General features: G+C 59.1%; 20 protein-coding genes and 1 pseudogene. 11 read left to right on the forward strand and 10 right to left on the reverse strand.

Annotation, left to right across the window (positions count from 1 at the left end):
- Positions 1-84 precede the first annotated feature (84 nt).
- Positions 85-399, reverse strand: a complete 315-nt coding sequence (locus HFO71_RS03570) for an antibiotic biosynthesis monooxygenase family protein (RefSeq protein WP_168259867.1) — start codon at positions 397-399, stop codon at positions 85-87.
- 418 nt (positions 400-817) lie between these two features.
- On the opposite strand from HFO71_RS03570, the gene HFO71_RS03575 reads away from it, so the two are divergent.
- Both HFO71_RS03575 and HFO71_RS03580 read left to right on the forward strand, forming a co-directional pair.
- On the forward strand, positions 818-1423 hold the full coding sequence (locus tag HFO71_RS03575; protein ID WP_206987791.1) for a hypothetical protein: 606 nt from the start codon (positions 818-820) through the stop codon (positions 1421-1423).
- A gap of 160 nt (positions 1424-1583) precedes the next feature.
- Positions 1584-2318, forward strand: coding sequence for a phosphotransferase family protein (locus tag HFO71_RS03580; protein ID WP_168259865.1), 735 nt, complete (start codon positions 1584-1586; stop codon positions 2316-2318).
- A gap of 79 nt (positions 2319-2397) precedes the next feature.
- Here the strand turns inward: HFO71_RS03580 and HFO71_RS03585 are convergent.
- The 3 genes and pseudogenes from HFO71_RS03585 to HFO71_RS03595 form a co-directional block, all read right to left on the reverse strand.
- Positions 2398-2721: pseudogene (locus HFO71_RS03585) on the reverse strand (cupin domain-containing protein); the annotation flags it as partial.
- A gap of 139 nt (positions 2722-2860) precedes the next feature.
- On the reverse strand, positions 2861-3247 hold the full coding sequence (locus HFO71_RS03590; RefSeq protein ID WP_025395128.1) for a cupin domain-containing protein: 387 nt from the start codon (positions 3245-3247) through the stop codon (positions 2861-2863).
- 357 nt (positions 3248-3604) lie between these two features.
- On the reverse strand, positions 3605-4822 hold the full coding sequence (locus tag HFO71_RS03595) for an ROK family protein (protein ID WP_168259864.1): 1218 nt from the start codon (positions 4820-4822) through the stop codon (positions 3605-3607).
- Between the two features lie 197 nt (positions 4823-5019).
- Here HFO71_RS03595 and HFO71_RS03600 point away from each other — a divergent pair, with 197 nt between their 5' ends.
- The 5 genes from HFO71_RS03600 (at position 5020) to HFO71_RS03620 (ending at position 11579) form a co-directional block, all read left to right on the forward strand.
- Complete coding sequence (locus HFO71_RS03600) at positions 5020-6294, forward strand: ABC transporter substrate-binding protein (protein WP_132610027.1); 1275 nt, start codon at positions 5020-5022, stop codon at positions 6292-6294.
- A 195-nt stretch (positions 6295-6489) separates the two neighbouring features.
- On the forward strand, positions 6490-7374 hold the full coding sequence (locus HFO71_RS03605; RefSeq protein WP_132610025.1) for a carbohydrate ABC transporter permease: 885 nt from the start codon (positions 6490-6492) through the stop codon (positions 7372-7374).
- Positions 7374-8225: a carbohydrate ABC transporter permease gene (locus HFO71_RS03610; protein WP_003541045.1), complete on the forward strand. Its 852-nt coding sequence runs from the start codon at positions 7374-7376 to the stop codon at positions 8223-8225. Before HFO71_RS03605 ends, HFO71_RS03610 begins: the two co-directional genes overlap by 1 nt.
- A 58-nt stretch (positions 8226-8283) precedes the next feature.
- On the forward strand, positions 8284-9429 hold the full coding sequence (locus HFO71_RS03615) for an ABC transporter ATP-binding protein (RefSeq protein ID WP_168259863.1): 1146 nt from the start codon (positions 8284-8286) through the stop codon (positions 9427-9429).
- 17 nt (positions 9430-9446) lie between these two features.
- Positions 9447-11579, forward strand: a complete 2133-nt coding sequence (locus HFO71_RS03620) for a beta-galactosidase (protein WP_168259862.1) — start codon at positions 9447-9449, stop codon at positions 11577-11579.
- Between the two features lie 253 nt (positions 11580-11832).
- Here the strand turns inward: HFO71_RS03620 and HFO71_RS03625 are convergent, their stop codons facing one another.
- On the reverse strand, positions 11833-12813 hold the full coding sequence (locus tag HFO71_RS03625) for a LysR family transcriptional regulator (RefSeq protein WP_168259861.1): 981 nt from the start codon (positions 12811-12813) through the stop codon (positions 11833-11835).
- A 48-nt stretch (positions 12814-12861) separates the two neighbouring features.
- Here HFO71_RS03625 and HFO71_RS03630 point away from each other — a divergent pair, with 48 nt between their 5' ends.
- Complete coding sequence (locus tag HFO71_RS03630; protein ID WP_206987794.1) at positions 12862-13848, forward strand: MBL fold metallo-hydrolase; 987 nt, start codon at positions 12862-12864, stop codon at positions 13846-13848.
- 118 nt (positions 13849-13966) lie between these two features.
- Here HFO71_RS03630 and HFO71_RS03635 read toward each other — a convergent pair whose 3' ends face one another.
- Positions 13967-14947 (reverse strand): alpha/beta hydrolase family protein, encoded by a 981-nt coding sequence (locus HFO71_RS03635; protein WP_168259859.1) that lies wholly within the window; start codon positions 14945-14947, stop codon positions 13967-13969.
- 149 nt (positions 14948-15096) lie between these two features.
- Here HFO71_RS03635 and HFO71_RS03640 point away from each other — a divergent pair, with 149 nt between their 5' ends.
- Genes HFO71_RS03640 through HFO71_RS03650 form a run of 3 tightly spaced genes read left to right on the forward strand, consistent with a single transcriptional unit; the run spans position 15097 to position 16730 of the window.
- Complete coding sequence (locus HFO71_RS03640; RefSeq protein WP_011652608.1) at positions 15097-15423, forward strand: PadR family transcriptional regulator; 327 nt, start codon at positions 15097-15099, stop codon at positions 15421-15423.
- On the forward strand, positions 15420-15992 hold the full coding sequence (locus tag HFO71_RS03645; RefSeq protein ID WP_168259858.1) for a DUF1700 domain-containing protein: 573 nt from the start codon (positions 15420-15422) through the stop codon (positions 15990-15992). Before HFO71_RS03640 ends, HFO71_RS03645 begins: the two co-directional genes overlap by 4 nt.
- A 33-nt stretch (positions 15993-16025) precedes the next feature.
- On the forward strand, positions 16026-16730 hold the full coding sequence (locus HFO71_RS03650) for a GIN domain-containing protein (protein WP_168259857.1): 705 nt from the start codon (positions 16026-16028) through the stop codon (positions 16728-16730).
- 158 nt (positions 16731-16888) lie between these two features.
- Here the strand turns inward: HFO71_RS03650 and HFO71_RS03655 are convergent, their stop codons facing one another.
- The 4 genes from HFO71_RS03655 to HFO71_RS03670 all read right to left on the reverse strand — a co-directional run bounded on the left by HFO71_RS03655 (position 16889) and on the right by HFO71_RS03670 (position 19422).
- Complete coding sequence (locus tag HFO71_RS03655) at positions 16889-17542, reverse strand: hypothetical protein (RefSeq protein WP_168259856.1); 654 nt, start codon at positions 17540-17542, stop codon at positions 16889-16891.
- 226 nt (positions 17543-17768) lie between these two features.
- The gene (locus HFO71_RS03660) at positions 17769-18164 is read right to left on the reverse strand and encodes a lysozyme inhibitor LprI family protein (protein WP_244735347.1); all 396 of its coding nucleotides are present in this window, start codon (positions 18162-18164) and stop codon (positions 17769-17771) included.
- Positions 18165-18515: 351 nt separating this feature from the next.
- A complete protein-coding gene (locus HFO71_RS03665; RefSeq protein WP_017961073.1) occupies positions 18516-18854 on the reverse strand; it encodes a slr1659 superfamily regulator in 339 nt (112 codons plus the stop codon).
- A gap of 7 nt (positions 18855-18861) precedes the next feature.
- A complete protein-coding gene (locus tag HFO71_RS03670; protein ID WP_025395120.1) occupies positions 18862-19422 on the reverse strand; it encodes a slr1658 superfamily regulator in 561 nt (186 codons plus the stop codon).
- Positions 19423-19425 lie beyond the last annotated feature (3 nt).

Genomic DNA, 19425 nt, shown 5'->3' on the forward strand with positions numbered 1-19425 from the left:
TCTGAGCATGAGGAGATTGAATCTGCTCTTGGGCTGTCGCAGAACTCTCTTCAACAAGCCAACTCATGTCTCTTCAATATTGAATCAATAGGCTCGCTCGACGAGCGCAACACGGATTTCGTACCGAGTATACCAGTCTGACCGACCGCGATCCTGCGCCTGAACGTGATCGACGACAGATTTCCAGGCTCGAATGCTGTCCTCATCCTTCCAATATGAGATGAGTATGCCGAAACCGTCTGCCCCTCGAGCGCTTTCGAAGCCGAGATAGCCCGGCTGCTGTTTTGCAAGTTCCGTCATCGCATAACCCATCTCGCCATAGCCGTTGTCGACCTTTGTTCGTTGAGACGAAAAACTGACCATGTAGTATGGCGGTTCAGGCAAAGTGGCGGTGGACATTTGGGTTCCGATCCGTTGCTATAAACGTCATCATGCGTGGGTTATCGCCGCGATCGCAATTTGCTGTCGGCATATTGAGAAACCTAACAATCTCAGACGCGGCGGATTGCCTCCCATCGTGACTCATTTGCCCGGCACGCGATACCGTCGTGGCTGCCCTGATATCGTAGCGCGGCCGCTGCCCAGAAGATTATGCCGCGGGTCGATGCGCGACAAGGGAATGACACGTCCGACCGACGGGCTTTGTTGTGGCCTGCAGGGCTCGCCTGCGCGATCCGTGCGCCGCGACGTTGACGCGACGTGAATTAACCCTGCGACAAAATCAGTATGACGCAATTGAATTTCGCCGCAGCAAAAACACAAAGACTTCTATGACTCCAAGTGCGCGACCGGAGATTTTATTGGGGTGGAAATTATCATGCGCAATTTCATTCGTTGTTTTCTGATCGGGCCATTCATTTCAGTCTTCTTGTCCGCCTGCTTTATACTGTCATCTCCTGCAATCGCCGCTGCAAACCAGGAAAATATGCAGGCTTGGGAAAAAGAAGTTGGAAGACAGTTTAGGCAAGGCGATTGTGCGCAAGCTTGGCAAGCGATGTGGAAAGAGGCACGCAAGGGCAATACGGTAGCACTTAATGCGCTTTATGGCGCAATCAGCGCTGCATCGATTATTCCGCCGTCATACTTCCCGCTCAGTAGAGAGCTTGTGGTGGAGCAATTGGGCAACCATATTATCGCGCTTGCGATTTACTCTCGAAAGGATGAAAAGCAATTCGGGGGCGAGTTGCGCCAGCACGGAATCCCGGATGGTCTCTTCGGTGAGTACATGGAGCCTGACGTTTCCGGCAAAATCCAATCTGTCAACAAATGCTTCAAGAGCAAAGATAATCTCGACGACTGCTATGCCTTGGCCGTCAAGCTCAGGCTCATTCCATCCTTTGAGCAATATGTGACCTTGATGGACAACGCTCCCAGGCCAGCCTTCTGTCCGCGTCATGCGAAGTCTTTCGGCCTGATGAAGTAGCCAGATCTGAATACCTTCGGGCGGATTGGCGCCGATCTTGTGGCGGCGGCGGGAGCAGGCCTCGACATTCGTTCCACTGTTTTCGCCGATATGGCAGATTGCGATGACGGTGATTGCGACAATTCCGCGAGCTGTCCTGACTTCAGATGGAGGCACCGCAATGACTGAAATCGGTCGGATCCTTGGTTCGGGCAAAGAGGCCGAGGTCTTCGAATATGGCGCCTTGGCGCTGAAGCTGTACAGGCGAGCCGCCTCCAAGGCGTCGTCATTCAGGGAGGCCGCGAACCTGTCGATCCTTGAGAGGCTTGCGCTGCCGGCGCCAAAGGTCCACGCGGTCGGTGAATTCGATGGGCGCTGGGGCGTGTTGATGGATCGCGCGCCCAGTTCCTGTTTTGCCGAGCAATTCGTCTCGACGGCAGGAAGGGTGCCGCTTGAAGACATGGCGCAACTGCATCGAAGCATTCACGAAAAACCAGGCGACGGGTTGCCGTCTCTGATGGCGAGGCTTTCCGCAAGGATCCGCCGGGCCGAGCACTTGGATTCTGCGTTCAGAAAGCGGCTTCTGGCGCAACTCGAATCCCTGCCAGATGGCGACAGAGTGTGTCACGGCGATTTCCACCCCTGGAATATCCACGGCTCAGGGCAGGGGTTGATGATCGTCGACTGGCTCGACGCGTGCTGTGGCAATCCTCTGGCCGATGTCTGCCGAACATACGTGCTGTTGCACCACGCGATGCCGGACCGGGCGATGGGCTATGTCGAAGCTTACGCCTCGGTCACCGGATCGGAGGTCAGCGGCATTCTGGGCTGGCTTCCCCCGATTGCCGCCGCCCGACTGACCGAAGGCGTTGCGCAGGAAAATGACGAGCTGTTGCGGTTGGCTGGCGTGAGTTGATAACTGTCGAAGCTCAAGCAAGCGTTGGTCTCAGCTTTGCGCGAAGCCGCCATTGCGGCCGGCTATCGGCCCGGCTGATCTATTCGTTGTTTCCTCGGCCCTTTGCTTCCCGCACCAGATCCGGCGTCCCGTCATGCGGACCGAGGGCATGGGTGGGATGGTCATCCCACCAATCATTATGCAGCGGTCTGCGGTGAGGGTGGAGCGGGTAGAAAATGCGGTTCTCGGCCTTGTGGCGCTCGCCGACGACGAGGAGATGCACTTCGGCTTGCGTGTTGTTGAGGAAACTATGGGCGATCCCGGTGCCGGCAGGAAATCCGACGGCGTCGCCGGGCTTCAGCCGATAGAGATGGCCATCGAGCCAGATGTCGGGCGCGCCTTCGATGACGAGCCAACCCTCTTCTAATAAGCGGGTCCGAGGGGCGGCGTCGGCAAAGCCAATTCCTCTCAACGGCAGCCAGATCCACGTTCCCTCCATTCCTGCAACGAGCACAGGAATGGAAGAAGGTGGTGCCGGCCTGATCACTGGTTATACGAAAGGCTCACTTGGCAGGCACGACGAGCGGCGCCCCTTTACGAACGATGTAAGTCGCCAATTCCGAAGCCTTGCCGCTGCCGACATTCTTCGCAGAGTGAGCGACGCCCGTGGGAATGAACAAGGATTGGCCGGCTTTAAGGGTAACCGGCTGCCTGCCCTCGAGCTGGTATTCCAGCGTTCCTTCGATGACGAAGGCGATCTCCTCGCCGGGATGCGAATGATTGGGGGCGAGAACGCCGGGCGCAAAATCGACGCGCACCTGAACGACCTCGTGGCCGGGCACATCGATATCGTTCTTGATGAGATCGGTGCGCTGTAGCGGCTGTTCCGCTTGTGCTGTCACTGCGCCGCCGAGAACAAGGGCGAGCGCGATAGCCTGGATCATTTTCATGTCGTCATCCTTCCTGAATTGACCATTTCCGACCGGTTGGCCGTATCGGGATTTAAGTCGATGATTGAACCAGGGATGTGTCTGCGGACCCCTATTTTTGTAAGCCAGTGTATCTGCTGCGCGATCGGTTGTGAGGCTGCTCTGACGTGGTCCTACTTAGAGGCGGTGCGGGGTTGGCGAGACCACCAACCCAATCTCCCTCATCTCTGTGCTCGTCACAGAGATCCAGTGCGCCCAGGTCCCTGGGCGCGGGAGACTTGTTCCTGCAGCAGAGTCAATCACGGCGCGGACGCGCCGTGGCTGGATTCCTGTGACAAGCACAGGAATAAGGGAACGTGGGTGACGCCATTGCCTGAATTAGGCGGCCGGCGATGAGTCCACGGCTCTGACGCCGGTAAGATTGGCGATGTCGGTGATGCCGCCGGAGGATTCGAAGTCGAATATTTTCTGGGTGACCAGGGCGGCGGCACCTCGGGCCCAGGAATTGTCCTCCCAGTCGGGCAAGAGGGGCGGGGCGGTTCGGAAGGTCCGGGCGGCGAGAGCTTCGCGCAGTGGCGTCAAGAAAGGGTCGCCGAGGGAGACGGCTTCGCCGCCGGCGACGATGACTTCGGGATCGGTAATGTTGACGAGATTGGCAAGGGCGGTGCCGATGCCGCGGCCGGAATCGGCGACGAGGGCGAGAGCCGCGGCATCACCTGATGCGAGCGCAGCCGTCAGGTCCGGCAGTCCCAGTTGCTCGCGGCCAGTCGCCTCCCGCCAGCGTCTCAGCATCGAGGCTTCGGAGTGATGGGCCATAAGACAGCCGCGCTTGCCGCATTCGCAGAGCCGGCCGTTCTCTTCGTAGAGAGTGTGGCCGAATTTGCCGGCAGCACCATTGGCGCCGCGGTAGAGCTTGCCGTCGACGACAAGCGCGCAGCTGATACCTACGCCGACGGCGAGAACCGCCATGTTGCGATGCTGGCGGCCGAGCCCGAAGAGCTGCTGGGCGATGGCATAGGCGTTGGTGTCGTCTTCGAGCCAGACCGGGACATGGACGCGGCTTGCGACCAGCGAGGCCAGGGGGACGTTATCCCAGCTGAAGCGATGGCTGCGCACGCAGGCCGTCTGTTCGTGATTGATGACGCCCGGCATGGAGATGCCGATGCCGGCGAGTTTCGCGTTCGGCCGCCCGGCGAGCTTCACCAGTTCAGGAACCGTGCCCGCCAGCAGGTCGGCGACCTTATCGGGGTCGTGGCCGTCGAGGCTCACCCGCATGGCGGCGACGGGGTTGGTGGCAAGGTCGGTTGCCACGCACTCCACCGAATCGACCATCAGTTTAAAGCCGACGGCGAGCGCGTGCTCATAGTTGATATCCACCGGGATCGGGCGGCGGCCGGTGAGGCCGGGAACGGTCTTCCCTTCGCTGACGATGCCTTCCTCCAAAAGATCGGCGACGACGAAGGTGACGGCGGCGGGACTTAAACCAATCACGGTGGCGATGTCGGCACGGCTCCTCGGCCCCTCGCGACGGAGGAGGTTGAGGATGAGGCGTCGGTTCATGGCTCTCGCCGTGGTCTGGTCGCCTTTCAGCTTCACGATTGAGTTCCTTAATTTTGTAAATTAATTATTGCAGGCTGGTTCGATCTATGCATAAGTTTGGCCGCCGATCAACTGAGCTAGGCGGATTATATGCCGGGATCGCGGGTGGATCGCAGCGTTGAATACCTGATCGAGCGCTTCGTGGAGGAGGTGCCGGGAAGGTGGTGTTTGATCGATCAACTGGGAGGAATTCAATGGCATTTTCGAAGCAATTTCCGTCGACGACCCGCAGAAGCTTCCTGAAAGGCGCGGGCATGGTTTCCGCCGCAGCGGTCAGCGGCAGCTTTCCCATCCCTGCGATCGCGCAGGCCCAAGAGGTCACGATCATCTCGGCCGAAAACAATGGCGCAGCGCTCGACGCGCTGAAGGCGATCGCCGCGAGCTTCAGCAAGGAAGCCGGCGTCAACGTCGTCATCAACAATATGGACCACGAGGCCCACAAGACGGCCATCCGCAACTATCTCGTCGCCGGCGCGCCTGACATTTGCTCCTGGTTTTCGGGTAACCGCATGCGCGCCTTCGTCAAGCGGGGCCTGTTTGACGACATCTCCGACCTTTTCGAGAAGGAGAAGTACAAGGACGTGCTGGGTGCCACGGCCGGCGCCGTCACCGACGGGGGCAAGCAATATGGCCTTCCCACCGGCGGCACGCTCTGGGGCATGTTCTACCGCAAGGATGTGTTCGAGCAGCATGGTCTGACCGTGCCGAAGACGGCCGACGAGTTCATGGCCTATGGCGACAAGTGCAAGGCCGCGGGCATCACGCCAGTCGCGATCGGCACCAAGGAATTGTGGCCGGCGGCCGGCTGGTTCGACCAGATGAACCTTCGCATCAACGGCCTCGACAAGCATATGGCGCTGATGAACGGCGAGATGAGCTATCTCGATCCCGCGTTGACGGCGGTTTTCGATCAGTGGGAGGCGATGATTTCGAAGGGGTTCTTCACGGAGAACCATACGTCCTTCGGCTGGCAGGAGGCCGCGGCGCTGCTGGCGCAGAAGAAGGCCGGCATGATGAACCTCGGCGCTTTCCTGCGCTCGGCTTTCACCGCCGAAGATCTGCCGCAGCTCTCCTATGCGACCTTCCCGGTGCTCGACGCCAAGGTCGGCCACTTCGAGGAGTTCTCGGTTAATTCGATCCACATTCCCGCAAAGGCCAAGAACAAGCAGGGAGCACGTGATTTCCTCGCTTATTTCTACAAGCCGGAGAATCTGGCGGCCTATCTGGAGCCGGGCGGCAACGTGCCGCCACGCAGCGATCTGCCGCCGAGCAAAGATCCTCTGGTCAACGTCGCCGTCGAGACGATGAAGACGGTGCAGGGCACGTCGCAATATTACGACCGCGACAGCGACCCCGACATGGCGCAGGCAGGTCTCGTCGGCTTCCAGGAGTTCATGGCCAAGCCCGAGCGACGGAAGGCGATCCTGACGCGCCTCGAAGGCACGCGTAAGCGAATATACAAGATCTAACTCGGGCGTCGCAGCCCAGCTTGTTGCCGAGCTGCGCCCGTCACTCGACGTCATCCTCGGCCTTGTGCCGAGGATCTGCTGCGCATCGACGTGGGCAGATGCTCGGGACAAGCCCGAGCATGACGAAAGAAAGGTTGGCGGCTTTGTCAGCAGTTGAGCTTGAAGGCTCCGCACCTCTAACATGAGGCTCCAGAAATGCAGACATTATGGCGCCGCCAGCGTTGGTGGCTTACCCCGACGTTGCTCATCGCGCCCGCGATCGTGCTGTTCTTCACGGTCATCCTGCTGTCGGCGGTCAGAAGTCTCTGGATCGGCCTGCACGACTGGGATGGCTTCGGCCCGATGGTGTGGATCGGCTTCGGTAATTACGTCGAGCTTTACAACGATCCGCAATTCTACGTATCGCTGAAGAACAACCTGATCTGGCTGGTGATGTTCATGGCGGCACCACCTCTCGGGCTCGCCATCGCGTTGCTGGTCAACCAGAAAATCCGTGGCATGCGATTCCTGAAGTCGCTGTTCTTCATTCCGCTGGTGCTTGCCTCAGTGACGGTCGGCGTCGTCTTCACATGGGTCTATACGCCGGAGTTCGGGTTGCTGGCGCTGATCTTCAGGGCGTTCGGGGCGACGGCGCCGGCGGTTCTCTCCGACGAGCATTTCGTCACTTTCGCCATCGTGATTGCAGCACTCTGGCCGCAGATCACCTTCTGCATGGTGCTTTATCTCGCCGGCCTCAACAATTTGAGCGAAGAGCTGATCGGGGCGGGGCGCGTCGACGGGGCGAGGGGCTGGAACATGCTGTGGCACATCGTGCTGCCGCAGCTGACCCAGGTCACCTTCATCGCCATTGCTGTCACCGTCGTCGGGGCGCTCAGGTCCTTCGACATGGTGTCGGTGATGACGAACGGTGGCCCGTTCGGTTCGTCCTCGGTTCTCGCCTACCAGATGTTCGAGCAGTCGATCTTCTCCTACCGCTTCGGTTACGGCGCGGCGATCGCTTCGGTGCTGTTCGTGATCATGGCCGTCTTCATCGTCTGGTATCTCAGCCGCATCATCCATACCGAAGAAAGGGGAGGCTGATGTATCCTCGTCCCATTCCCGATGCCGCCGTCTGGCAGCGCCGTCTCTATGTGCTCGCCGTCGTCATCGTCCTCCTGCTCTGGCTCTGCCCGCTGTTTGCGATCATCCTCACCTCGTTCCGCTCGACCGAGGATGTCATGGGCGGCAATCTGTGGGGATGGCCGACCGGCATCGGCGTCATCGATAATTATACTGATGTCTTCACACAGACGCCGATGGCCCGCTACTTCCTCAACAGCCTGACGATTACCATTCCCTCAGTGATCGGCGTGCTGGTGCTCTCCACACTCGCCGGCTACGTGCTGTCGCGCTATCGCTTTCCTGGCAACATGCTGATCTTCGCGCTGTTCGTCGGCGGCAATTTCCTGCCGCACCAGATCATGATGATCCCGGTGCGCGACCTGATGGTCCGGCTCGACCTGATCGATACCACGGCAGCGCTGATCATCTTCCACGTCGCCTTCCAGACCGGCTTTGCGACGCTGTTCATGCGCAATTTCATCGCCGCACTGCCCGACGAGCTGTTTCAGGCGGCGCGCGCCGAGGGGGCGTCTCCCTTCCAGACGCTATGGCATGTGGCGATCCCGCTGGTGCGGCCGGCGCTTGCCGCACTCGCCATCCTGATCTTCACCTTCATCTGGAACGATTACTTCTGGGCGGTGGTGCTGACCGTCAGCGACTCCGTCAAACCTGTGACTGCCGGCCTTGCCAATCTTCGCGGCGAGTGGGTCTCGGCCTGGAACCTGATTTCCGCCGGCACCATCGTCGTCGCCGTACCGCCCGTCGTCATGTTCTTCCTGATGCAGCGGCACTTCATCGCCGGTCTGACGATGGGCGCGGTGAAGGGATGAGCGATCTCGACAACAGGCCCTTGGAAGTTCCGATTTCAACAGTAGAGAGCCAGGACGCATGACCAGTCTCGAACTCCGACAGATCAACAAAAATTACGGCGCCTATCACGCGCTGCGCGGCATCGATCTTTCCGTAGCGCAAGGCGAGTTCATCGTCATGGTCGGCCCCTCCGGCTGCGGCAAGTCCACGCTTTTGAAGACGATCGCCGGCTTGGAGGAGATCTCCTCCGGCCAGATCCTGATCAACGGCCGCGACGTCAGCAAACAGGAGCCAGGCGATCGCGGCATCGCCATGGTCTTCCAGTCCTACGCGCTCTATCCGCATATGACGGTGGCGGAGAACATGGGCTTCGGTTTGCGCATGGCCAAGCGGCCGAAGGCCGAGATCGAGGTGGCGGTGACGCGCGCAGCCAAGATCCTGAGGATCACCGACCAGCTGGAGAAGCGGCCGAAGCAGCTCTCCGGCGGGCAGCGGCAGCGTGTGGCGATCGGCCGGGCCATCACCCGTTCGCCCGACGTCTTCCTCTTCGACGAGCCGCTGTCGAACCTCGATGCGGCACTTCGAACCCAGATGCGTGTCGAGCTCAGCAGCCTGCACGCCGAGCTCGGCGCCACCATGGTCTATGTCACCCACGACCAGGTGGAGGCCATGACCATGGCAAGCCGCATCGTCGTCTTGAACCAGGGGGTGATCGAGCAGGTCGGCTCGCCGCTCGAACTCTACCGCAACCCAGACAATCTCTTCGTCGCAGGCTTTCTCGGCGCCCCGCGGATGAACTTCCTCGGCGTTACCGTCGACGAGGTGTCCGGCCGCCATGTCACGGTTTCGGCGCCGGGCCTCGTGCCGGTGACGGTAGAACTGGCGGAGGCGACGGTGCTGGCGAAGGGCGCCAGCCTGACGCTGGGTGTAAGGCCGGAAAACATATCGATGGTCGCCGACGGAGCGCAGGGCGGAGCGATCAACGGTCAGGTCCGGCTGGTCGAGCATCTCGGGCGCGAAACCATTCTCTATGTCGACGCCGGAAGTCTCAGAACCATCGCCTCGGAAAGCGGCACCGGCAACATCACGGTGCAGCTGAGCTATGTCGCGCCCTTTGCTGCCGACCAGAATGTGGCGCTGAAGCTCGATGCCAACGAACTCTATCTCTTCTCACCCGATGGCGGACGCACGATCAGCGCCCGCAAGACGACCCTCGACAGATAATCACAGGAAACATCACCGTGTCCGACAAGACCCTCTCCGTATGGAACCCCGTCAAGACCGACCGCTTTCTCGTCGGTGCGCCGCACTATCCCGAGCACGTCGATGAAAGCTATTGGGAACGCGACGCCGAGCGCATGGCGAAGGCCGGCTTCAACGTGGTCAGGATGGCCGAATTCGCCTGGCATATTCTCGAGCCGAAGCTCGGCACCTTCAATTTCGATCTGTTCGACCGCGCCATCACCATGCTCGGGCGCTACGGCATCGACACGATCATGTGCACGCCGACAGCCACGCCGCCGCGCTGGCTAACCGTGGCGCATCCAGAGATTCTGAGGGTCGACGGCAAGGGCCGGCCGATGAGCCATGGCTCGCGCCAGCATTGCGACACGGCAAGTCCGGTCTTTCGCGAACACAGCCGGCGCATCACCAAAGCAATGGCCGAGCATTATCGTGACAATCCTTTTGTCGTCGGCTGGCAGACCGACAACGAGCTGAACACCAGCATGCCGGAGAGCTTTTCGAAGGCAACGCTCACCGAATTCCAGGCCTTCCTTGCCGGCAGATATGGCGAGATCGGCAAGCTCAACACGGCGTGGGGCGGCGATTTCTGGGCGACTGCCTATGACAGCTTCGACCAGGTGGTGCTGCCGATCGAGTTCGGCCCGACCTTTCCGAGCCCCGGCCATCTGCAGGATTATCATCGCTTTCTGGCCTTCTCGACGGCGCGCTTCCAGCACGATCAGGTGGAGATCCTGCGCGCCGTGAAGCCTTCCTGGTTCGTCTTCCACAATCTCGGCGGCTTGAGGGATATCGATTTCCGCGGCCAGTTCACCACCGATCTCGATTTCGTCGGCTACGACATCTATCCGATGCTCTATGACGAGTTCCAGCGGCTCGGAAACCACGCCAAGGTCCAGGCGCTGCACCTCGATATCTGCCGTGGTTTTTCCGGCAACTACATCGTGCCTGAGCAGCAATCGGGCTTCGGCAGCCAGCCGGGCTTCTGCACGCTGACGCCGGAGCCGGGCGAACTGCGCCGCATGGCACTTTCCTCTGTCGCCCATGGCGCTGACGGTCTGATGTTCTTCCGCTGGCGCCCCGCGCACTTCGGCGCCGAGATCTATTGGATGGGCATCATCGACCACGACGACGTCGCCCGCCATCGCTATGACGAGGCGAAACGCTTCGCCACCGAGATGACCGCGCTAGCGCCCAAGATCCTTGGCACCTATGTGCGCATGGATGTCGGCATCGCCGGCTCCGACTTCGACAATCAGGAAGCCCACAAGACCTATCCGATCGGCCTGCCGAGCCCACAGGACGATGCGATCCTGCTGCATCAATATTGCTACGACCGCGGCATTGCCTGCGGGTTCATTCATCCCGAGGACGATCTTTCCAAGCTGAAGCTGCTCTATGTGCCCCATTGGGTGATGTGGAAGGACGAATGGACCGAGAGGCTGAAATCCTTCGCCGAGCAGGGCGGCACCGTCGTCATCGGCGCGCGCACCGGCACGCGAAACGAAGACAACCACGTCATCCGCGAGACCGCGCCCGGCACCTCGCTGTCGCAGCTCACAGGCGTACGTGTCGAGGATTTCGGCCGTCTCGCCGCCCCCAGCGCCAACGGGCTGTTCGATGTGATGGAACGTTCGGGCGGGCTTGTCATTCCGCCGAACAAGCCGGCGGAATCGCGCCGCCGCGAACGCCGCTTCAAGATTGGCAACCGCGAACTGGTCGGCGGCTATTTCTATGAAAACCTGGCGATCGCAAGCGATGTCGAGGTGGTTGCGGCCTGGTCCAACCGCTATGCCGAGGGCCAGCCGATGGCGACGTCGCGCAAGCTCGGCAAGGGGCAGGTGGTCTATGTCGGCACCTATCTCACCGAGGATCTGACGGCAGCGCTTGCCGAGCGGCTGTTTGCGCCCTTCGGCATCGAGCCGCTGATCGGCGACCTTCCCGAGGGCGTCGAGGTGACCATGCGGATGAATGACGACCGCCAGTTGCTGTTCATCCAGAACTACACCGACCAGTCGGCCGCCATCGGCGGCGTTCCCGCTGGCCGTGATCTCCTCGATGACGAAAAACCGGTTGCCGGTAGGCTCGATCTCGAGGGCTACGGCTGCGCGATCATCGAGCTCGCGGGGTGAGTTGCGCTCGCCAGGTGAAAGCTTGGCGAGGGCTGCTGCTGCATTCTCAGTCGTCCTCGGCCTTGAGCCGAGGATCCATATCACGGGCGCTGACGGGTGCCATTGTAGATGCTCCGGTCGATCCCGAGCATGATGGAGAGGACTGCCAGCGGAAGGACTATTCATGGCGCGGACGCGCCGATCACGACCTGTCAACGTCGGCGTTGTCCTTTCACGTCGAGAAGCGAGTCAGGCGTAGGTCATGACCGTTCAATTAAGCCGGCATCCGGGACAGCTTCCAATCGTAGGACCGCAAGAAGCTCACCAGCTCTCGCATGGCGGCACTGGAGTGTCTTTTGCTCGGGTAATAGAGATACCAGCTTGGCAAAAGAGGACTCCAATCCTTCAGAACCTCCGTCAACCGGCCGTTCGTCAGGTCGGGTGTGGCGTAGTCCTCGAAGACATGGGCCAATCCGCATCCGGCGACAGCGGCCTGCAATTCGTTGTGTGCCGAACTCACCGTCAATCGTCCCTCCGGCAAGACTTCGAGGGCGTCTCCGCCCTTTTCAAATTTCCAGGATACCAGCGTGCCGCCGGGAAATCGTCGTCGAATGCAGTTGTGGCCGGCGAGATCATTGGGGGTCAGAGGCAAGCCATGCTTTGCAATATAGTCCGGCGACGCCACGATCGCGTATCGAAGCGATGGTCCCAGCGGTACTGCGATCATATCTTGTGCCAGTTGTTTTCCGAACCGAACGCCCGCGTCAAAGCCTTGCTCGACGATGTCGATGACCGCTGCGTCGCTGATGAGCTCGACCTTGATGTCCGGGTATGTGTCCATAAAGGTGAACATTGCCGGACAGAGCAGGTGATCGATTGCGGGGCCTGGCGCATTGATACGAAGGGTGCCGGACGGGTTTTCCTTTAACTGGTTGAGGTCATCGACTGCGAGACGGATGTCCGTCAATGCTGGACCGAGGCGCAGCAGGAGACGTTGTCCCGCCTCCGTCGGCGAAACGCTTCTTGTTGTCCTGTTGAGCAGGCGGATGCCGAGCGCCTCTTCCAAAGCGTTGATTGTCTGGCTGAGTGCCGATGATGAAACGCCTCGCTCCAAGGCGGCGGCCCTGAATCCCCCGCACCTGACGATCGCCGCAAAAACATCCAGGCTATCCAAACGAAGCTGATCCATTGCGAAGCATACCTTATCAAGCTGCGTAGATTTGCTCGTCTTATCAGCGCAGTGATTTGAGGTCATCTAAATACCTCAACCGCACATGCGGATTGTCGACTGAAAGGAAAAGCAGTGGATCGACTCACACTGAACCGGCGCACGGTCATGGTTTCAGCGGTTGCTGGAACGGCCGCTCTGCTGCTTGGAGGTTCAGCCGGATCAGGCAATACGCAGGTGCAGAGCCCGGACGCCCGTAATGTTGGATATTATCGATTTCCGGTGGGGCAGATCAAAGCGACAGTTTTGAGCGATGGCGTGATCGGCGGCCCACCGACGGTCTATGCCAACGATGCTCCAGAGGCCGAGCTGCAAGAGGTCCTTCGTCGCGCTTTCCTTCCTACCGATCACATGACCCTTCAACTCAACACGCTGCTGCTTGAGGTCGGCGACAGGCGGATATTGCTTGAGGCGGGAGCCGGGGCCACGATGGGACCGAATGCGGGGCGTGTGTTCGACAATCTCGCCGCCATCGGTCTCGATGCAGGCGATATCGACACGATCGTAGTATCCCACACGCATCCTGATCACGTCGGCAATCTCAGCACTTTCGAAGGCAAAAAAGCGTTTCCCAATGCCACCGTCTACGCACCCCGGGCAGACTGGGATTTTTTTGTGCGCAACAATCCCGATCTCTCCTACATGCCGGTACCAAGGGACTTTCGTGACCGGTTTGCAGCGGCGATCAAACGGAGTGTCGAGCCGATCGCAAAGGACATCGAGCTCTACGAGGCAGGTGCGGAAATCGTGCCGGGCCTCACCACGATCGCTGCGCCTGGACATACGCCTGGCATGGCAACATTCCTGGTCCATTCAGGAAACGACCAACTGCTCCTCACTGCGGACCTTGCCTACCACCCGGTCGTCAACATCGACCATCCATGGCGACCCGGACCTGACCGAGACAAGGATACCGCGCTCGCATCGCGCCGTCGCATATTCGATATGGCCGCGACCGATAAGCTCCTTGTTCTCGGGTTTCATTACCCGTTCCCGGGGCTCGGACGAATGCTCAAGACCGACATGGGTTACGCCTGGGTCCCGGCGGGCTGGCAGTTCTAATCAGATATCGACCTGGAGGTTTTCTTCATGACCCGAACGACAATCGGTCGGCGGCGCTTTCTGGGTGCGATGGGGCTGACTGCCGTGAAAACCTAAGCCGTTCGTATCACAAGGCAGTTCACTCCCCTAGATTTCGCCGGAAGAACGCGACCACTTCAGCATTGAACTCCCTGTGGAAAGCGGCACGGTCGAAGCCCGGAGCATCGATACACACTTCCGAAGACAGTTGGGTTTTAGGGCACATCGTCAAAAACGACAGATGGACGGCGTTGGGGACGACTCGGAAGTCAGCCTTTTCCGGCAATACACGCGCAAGTGTTGCCACATTTTCCGGCGATGCGCCGCCACCCCCTCCCAGCTCCGATCCCCATAGCTGAAGCGGAATCGTGATGTCCCTCACGCTATCTGTCGTGTGAAAGACGATGCTGAAAGGGTCTGCGACCACCATCGCCCTGATGCGGGAATCATGCGTTAGCGTCTGGGGCAACGGAGGTTGTTGCGGAGGGCGAGTTTGATTGGCCTGCGGGCAGCCGACGGCTTTCGGGTCGGCGCAACGCGGCGGCAACTTGCTGAAATCTGGATTGGCCCCAGCAAGAACAAGACCAGTATAGCCGCCCTGGGAGAAGCCATAGAAGCCGATCTTTTGCGGATTGATCTTGGCGGAATCCGGGAGGTCGGTGAGCATGAAATCAATGGTTCGCTTGATATCGACGGGGCGTCCGATCAGGGCGCTCAAGCCATTCCCGCGGCTCATATCGGCATAGTTTGCATGCGGATGATTGATGGCGACCACGACAAAGCCGGAATCGGCCAAGGCCTCGGCCGTGTCATGATGGCCAAGGTACCAGCCGCCATAGCCGTGCGAAATAATCACGAGCGGCAACCCTTCTCCAGCAATCGGGCAATCCGGAACCGCTGGAATCGTAAGCGCTCTGATCTGCACTTCTTCAGGCGCTTTGATGCAAGGCGACCACATCGCCGCGTCGATTGCCGGAACATCCCGCCCGCCCGGGATGTGAAGGTATTTCAGGCCTGCCGCCTGCGCAGTCGACATAGTGAGACAAAAAGCGACCGCGAGGGCCAAGCAGATGCGTGTCATGGGGATTGCTCCGATCCGAGAGAATTATGCGGCGGCCCGGCCTTTCACCGCGCGGTTCGTGTCGAGAACGAGAAATTCGGCGAGGTTGGTTCACTATCTTGCAATAACAGGTAGCGTGTTATAAACAGTCTGTAAATACTGGAAATGACATGGTTGACTCGATCCAAATCCAACTGAGAAAAGGCGCGCTCGATCTGTGCGTCCTGGCCGTGCTGTCACGGGGTGAGAGCTATGGCTATGAAATCGCCAGCACCTTGGTCGCGGCTGTCGGCATGGGCGAAGGGACGATCTATCCCCTGATGCGCCGCATGCAGAATGATGGCCTTGTGGCCACGCGACTTGTCGAATCCAGCAGCGGGCCGCCCCGCAAATACTATCGGCTCACGCCGCTCGGTGAGACCGTTTTCGAGGCGCATCGCAGCGACTGGCGATCCTTTACGGCGGCCGTCGATAAACTTCTTGAGGATTTATCATGACCAGGGATGCCTTTCTGAACACGCTGCGGCTTGGGCTTCGCGGTCTTCCAGGCGAAGAGATGGAAGAAATCATGTCCGACTATTCGGCCCATTTTGCCGAATCCGAGAGCCGGGGACGCAGTGAGGCGGAGGTGGTCTCGGCACTCGGTGAGCCTGCCAGGATCGCGCGGGAACTGCTGGCCGACATCGGACTCAGGCGTTTCGAAAAGCATTGGAGCCTCTCGAACCTTATCGCTGCGGCCATGGCACTGGCCGGACTGGCTATTGTCGATCTCCTTTTCCTGCTGCCGTTGTTGTTACTGGCAATTCTATTGGCGGTGGGGTTTGCGGCTGGACTGTTGGCGATTGGAGCAGCCGGATTGAATGTCATTGTCACGGCTTTGCTCTTTCACCCAGGTGACGCGTTGATGGCTCTGTTGGCCCGCCTTTGTATCGGCGCTGGACTTGTGAGCGGCTTCCTCGGAGGCGGCGCTTTGCTTCTAATGGGGCTGGGGGTCGGTATCCGCGTACTCGGCCAGTATGCGCGATTGCATTTCCGTCTGGTCCGGCCGGATCGGCTCGGCAACTGAGAATTTCAACCAAAGTTATCGAAGGGACGAGACATGACCCGCACACTGACATTCATCGCGACAGGTGGACTGATCGGTGCTGCCGCCTTTCTGGCGCTCGGAACCGTTCTTTCCGGATCTGGCTGGGCCAGCGCAGCATATTTATGGAACGGGGGATCGACGTGCGAGCCTGCGAGCGGCACGCAGCAGAAAATTACGCTGCCTTTTATTGCGGGCGACAGGCTGGTGATCGACTTGCCCGGCTTCATACATTACCAGCCGGGGGAAAAGGCAGAGGTTGTCGTCAGCGGAGACTCAGCACTGCTCAGTTACTTGCGCATCGAATCCGGCCGACTGGGCCTGGATTGTGCGCCTGGCTGGTCTGCGTCGCAGTTCGATGTCAAGCTATCGGGGCCAGCCATCACCAGATGGGATTTGCTCAGCAATAGCGACCTGACTCTGTCGCAGATCAACCAGCCGGAGCTTCAGGTGAACATCAAGGGCAGCGGAAATTCCTCCGCGACTGGAATTGCAGACGCAGTTAATCTCAGCATTTCCGGCTCAGGCGAAGCCCGGTTTGAAGGCCTGACTGCGCAGTCGGCGACGGTGAAAATCCGTGGGAGCGGCGATGCAAAGGTGACCGCGAAGGTAGATGCGGATGTTTCGATTTCCGGGAGCGGCAATGTCGAGTTGTCGGGGCATCCGGCGATGCGGCGTGCAGAGATCAAGGGTAATGGCCGCATCGCGCAGGTGCCGTGAACAAGGACGTCATCCGGGCCTCGCTCGCTGCGGAGCGGTTTGCGTTCGAAAATACGCAAAAAAAAGCATTTCCGTACTCAAACAAAACGGAAATGCTCTCTTAATTTAGTGCAGAGCTATACTTGTCAGCTCCACACTGCTCGCACCTGAAATCGCGGCTATTCGTCTGATGTCGCCGGCGCGGCGTTCTCCAGCGAGGTGCGAATTTGATCGATCTTCCCGTTTGCGTCGCCAACCCCGAGGATGGTTTTGGCCTGGTCCAGAACCGCCGGACTGACTTCACCGGTTTTCGTTGCGGAAGCCAATGCGTCCTCCAGCGCCTCGTCCCCCAACAGAGGGTCATCGGCCGCGGGCTCGATTCCATTGTCGAGTTCATACTGGGCATAAGCCACGGCGTAGGCGGCGATCGCCGTCATGCGTGGGTCCGACGTATGCATCAACGCCTTGTAGTTTCGCTTCAAGGAGTTCAGGCCCGCAAGTTGCGCCGACAGGTTCTTTTCTTTCGTGCCGACTTTAGTCTCGTCTGCCTTGACGGACCTGGACTTGCTTGCCGCCTCGCTGGATTTGCCCTTCACGCCTTGCGATTTGGAGCTGCCATGGGTCGAACCGCTACCCTGGCTGCTGCTGCCATGGTTGCCACTGTTTCCACCGCCGCCGCCATGACCACCGCCGCCGCCGTTGCCCCCACTGTTGCCGCCGCCGTTTCCACCGCTCTTTGCCAGTGCGGCCATGTCGATCCCGGCAATCGTTACCGGGCTTGCTGCAAGAGCCAGCGAGAGCAAGGCCAAGGACGCTAAGGTTGCCGTGCGCATCGTTTTCCTCCGAATCAGATCATCAAGCGCCGGGCAGATGCACGGCTTGAGCAGGTAGGGGAGGTTAGACGTTGATCGCTCCTTGCACATCGGACCGAGGTCCGATGCCGGTCCCGTCTATAGTCCTACACGGCTTCGTATAATTAACGATTCCTGGTCGGAACCGGTCGACGGGACGGGAAGGCGGGACCGAGGAGCCGAGGCGTAACTTCGATATTTCAGATGTTTAATTTGCCCCCGGGACCGGGCAGTCCAGGTCCCCGTCATTGCACTTCAGGTAAACCTTGAGCGCTTCCGTGCGGCTTTGAGTCAGGCCGTCGTGGCACGAACTGTTGACGAACGGATAGGCGGTGCCACCCTGGACGGTCGAGCTTTGGAAATTGCACTCGGCATCACGGAATGCAATCCATGCCTTTTGGGTCGCTACGAGAAGCTTGGTGGTGTCGGCATCATCCTTCAGCCGACCTTCGATCTCGTTGTAGACCTTGTTCATCTCCGCATCCGACTTCTTCAGGGATTCAGCCGCACAGATGTTCATGTCCGACTGATTTGTCTTATTGCCGCAGTTATCATCTGCAAATGCGAAGGTTGACGTCGTCAGGACCAAGGTGACGGACAGCAACAAAACTCTCATAATGGACCTCTTTCCGATTGAATGGATATCCAAACACCGCATGCCCCGTTGCTGGTATTAACCCCATTTCTGCTCCCTGCCATCAAGTCGACGTCATCTCACCATTCATTTTCCATAGGTTGGTGACGGTTTCATTACCTTGGGTACGCCTTGCTGAGCGAGCACGATACATTCCAGGCTTGCAGTCCATTTTCGGTAAGCTATCTCGGCCATACCTTGGCATAACTGGAAACAGCTCGCCGATCCGGGAGCCGCGGGCCTGTTATCGAAAACATGTCGACTTGATGCAGGACGCCTCGCTGGGTTTTGCGAGAGCGTCAAATGGCATTCAATAGAGAGTCACGCCAGGCGCAAATCGACAAGCGGGTGTAACTTCTTGAGATTCGGCAGCGATTTCGCTTGCCAAGGATATTGGCTGGTGCCTTTGACGACGAGCAGGAGGTCGCCCATCTTTCTGGCTTCAATCGTCAGCTTGGCCAGGAGATTTATGCCAGAGGAGTTGAGGAACTCGAGACCCGTCAGGTTGAATGTCACCTGTTTGTGCCCCTCATGGAGCAGGCCTGATATCAATGAGTAAATGGGCGCATAGGCGTCCGGTCCCGCCAGCCGGAATACGCCATCGAAATAGACCTCGTTTTTCTCAGCCCATACGCGGAAGTTTTCGTCGCTGATTTCCATTCTTCGCTCACAGATTGGAGGAGGGCGGCATCGCCACGGCTGCAGTCGTCGTCAGTATGATACGCTGGTTATCTTTCCCTTCGAATGCCCATGCCATTTTTGCATCGTAATCGCTCAGAAGGGTCAGCAACCCCAAGCCCGAACCGCTTTCTGCCGATATGGCATTGGTTTCGATTTGCTCAAGAAGAAGTTCCCCGGGGTCCCTCGATTGAAGGCGATGCAGCAGTTGCTGAAAGCGAGAGGATGTCACGCCATCGATCGTGTTTTTCACCCTTATTAAAAAAGTACCGTCGAATATTCCGGCTTCAATGAGGATCTCCCCAGGCTGTCGAAACTTGACGGCATTTTCGATCAACTCATTGCTGAGATATCCGATATCATGATGCGCCTGCACGTAGTCTTTTCTCGAACGTGAATACCGCAGAGCCATGACTTCCGCTATAAAATCGGAAGTCATTCCTGAGTGCTTCCATCCAAGCTGAAGCGGTCCGTCGCTTAACGTGAGACGCGTGCTTGAATCCAAGCTTATGCCCGCCAGAGATTCGATACCATATACCGTTGGCGTCATGTC

The sequence above is a fragment of the Rhizobium laguerreae genome (genome assembly GCF_019778565.1).
Classification (GTDB): domain Bacteria; phylum Pseudomonadota; class Alphaproteobacteria; order Rhizobiales; family Rhizobiaceae; genus Rhizobium; species Rhizobium laguerreae.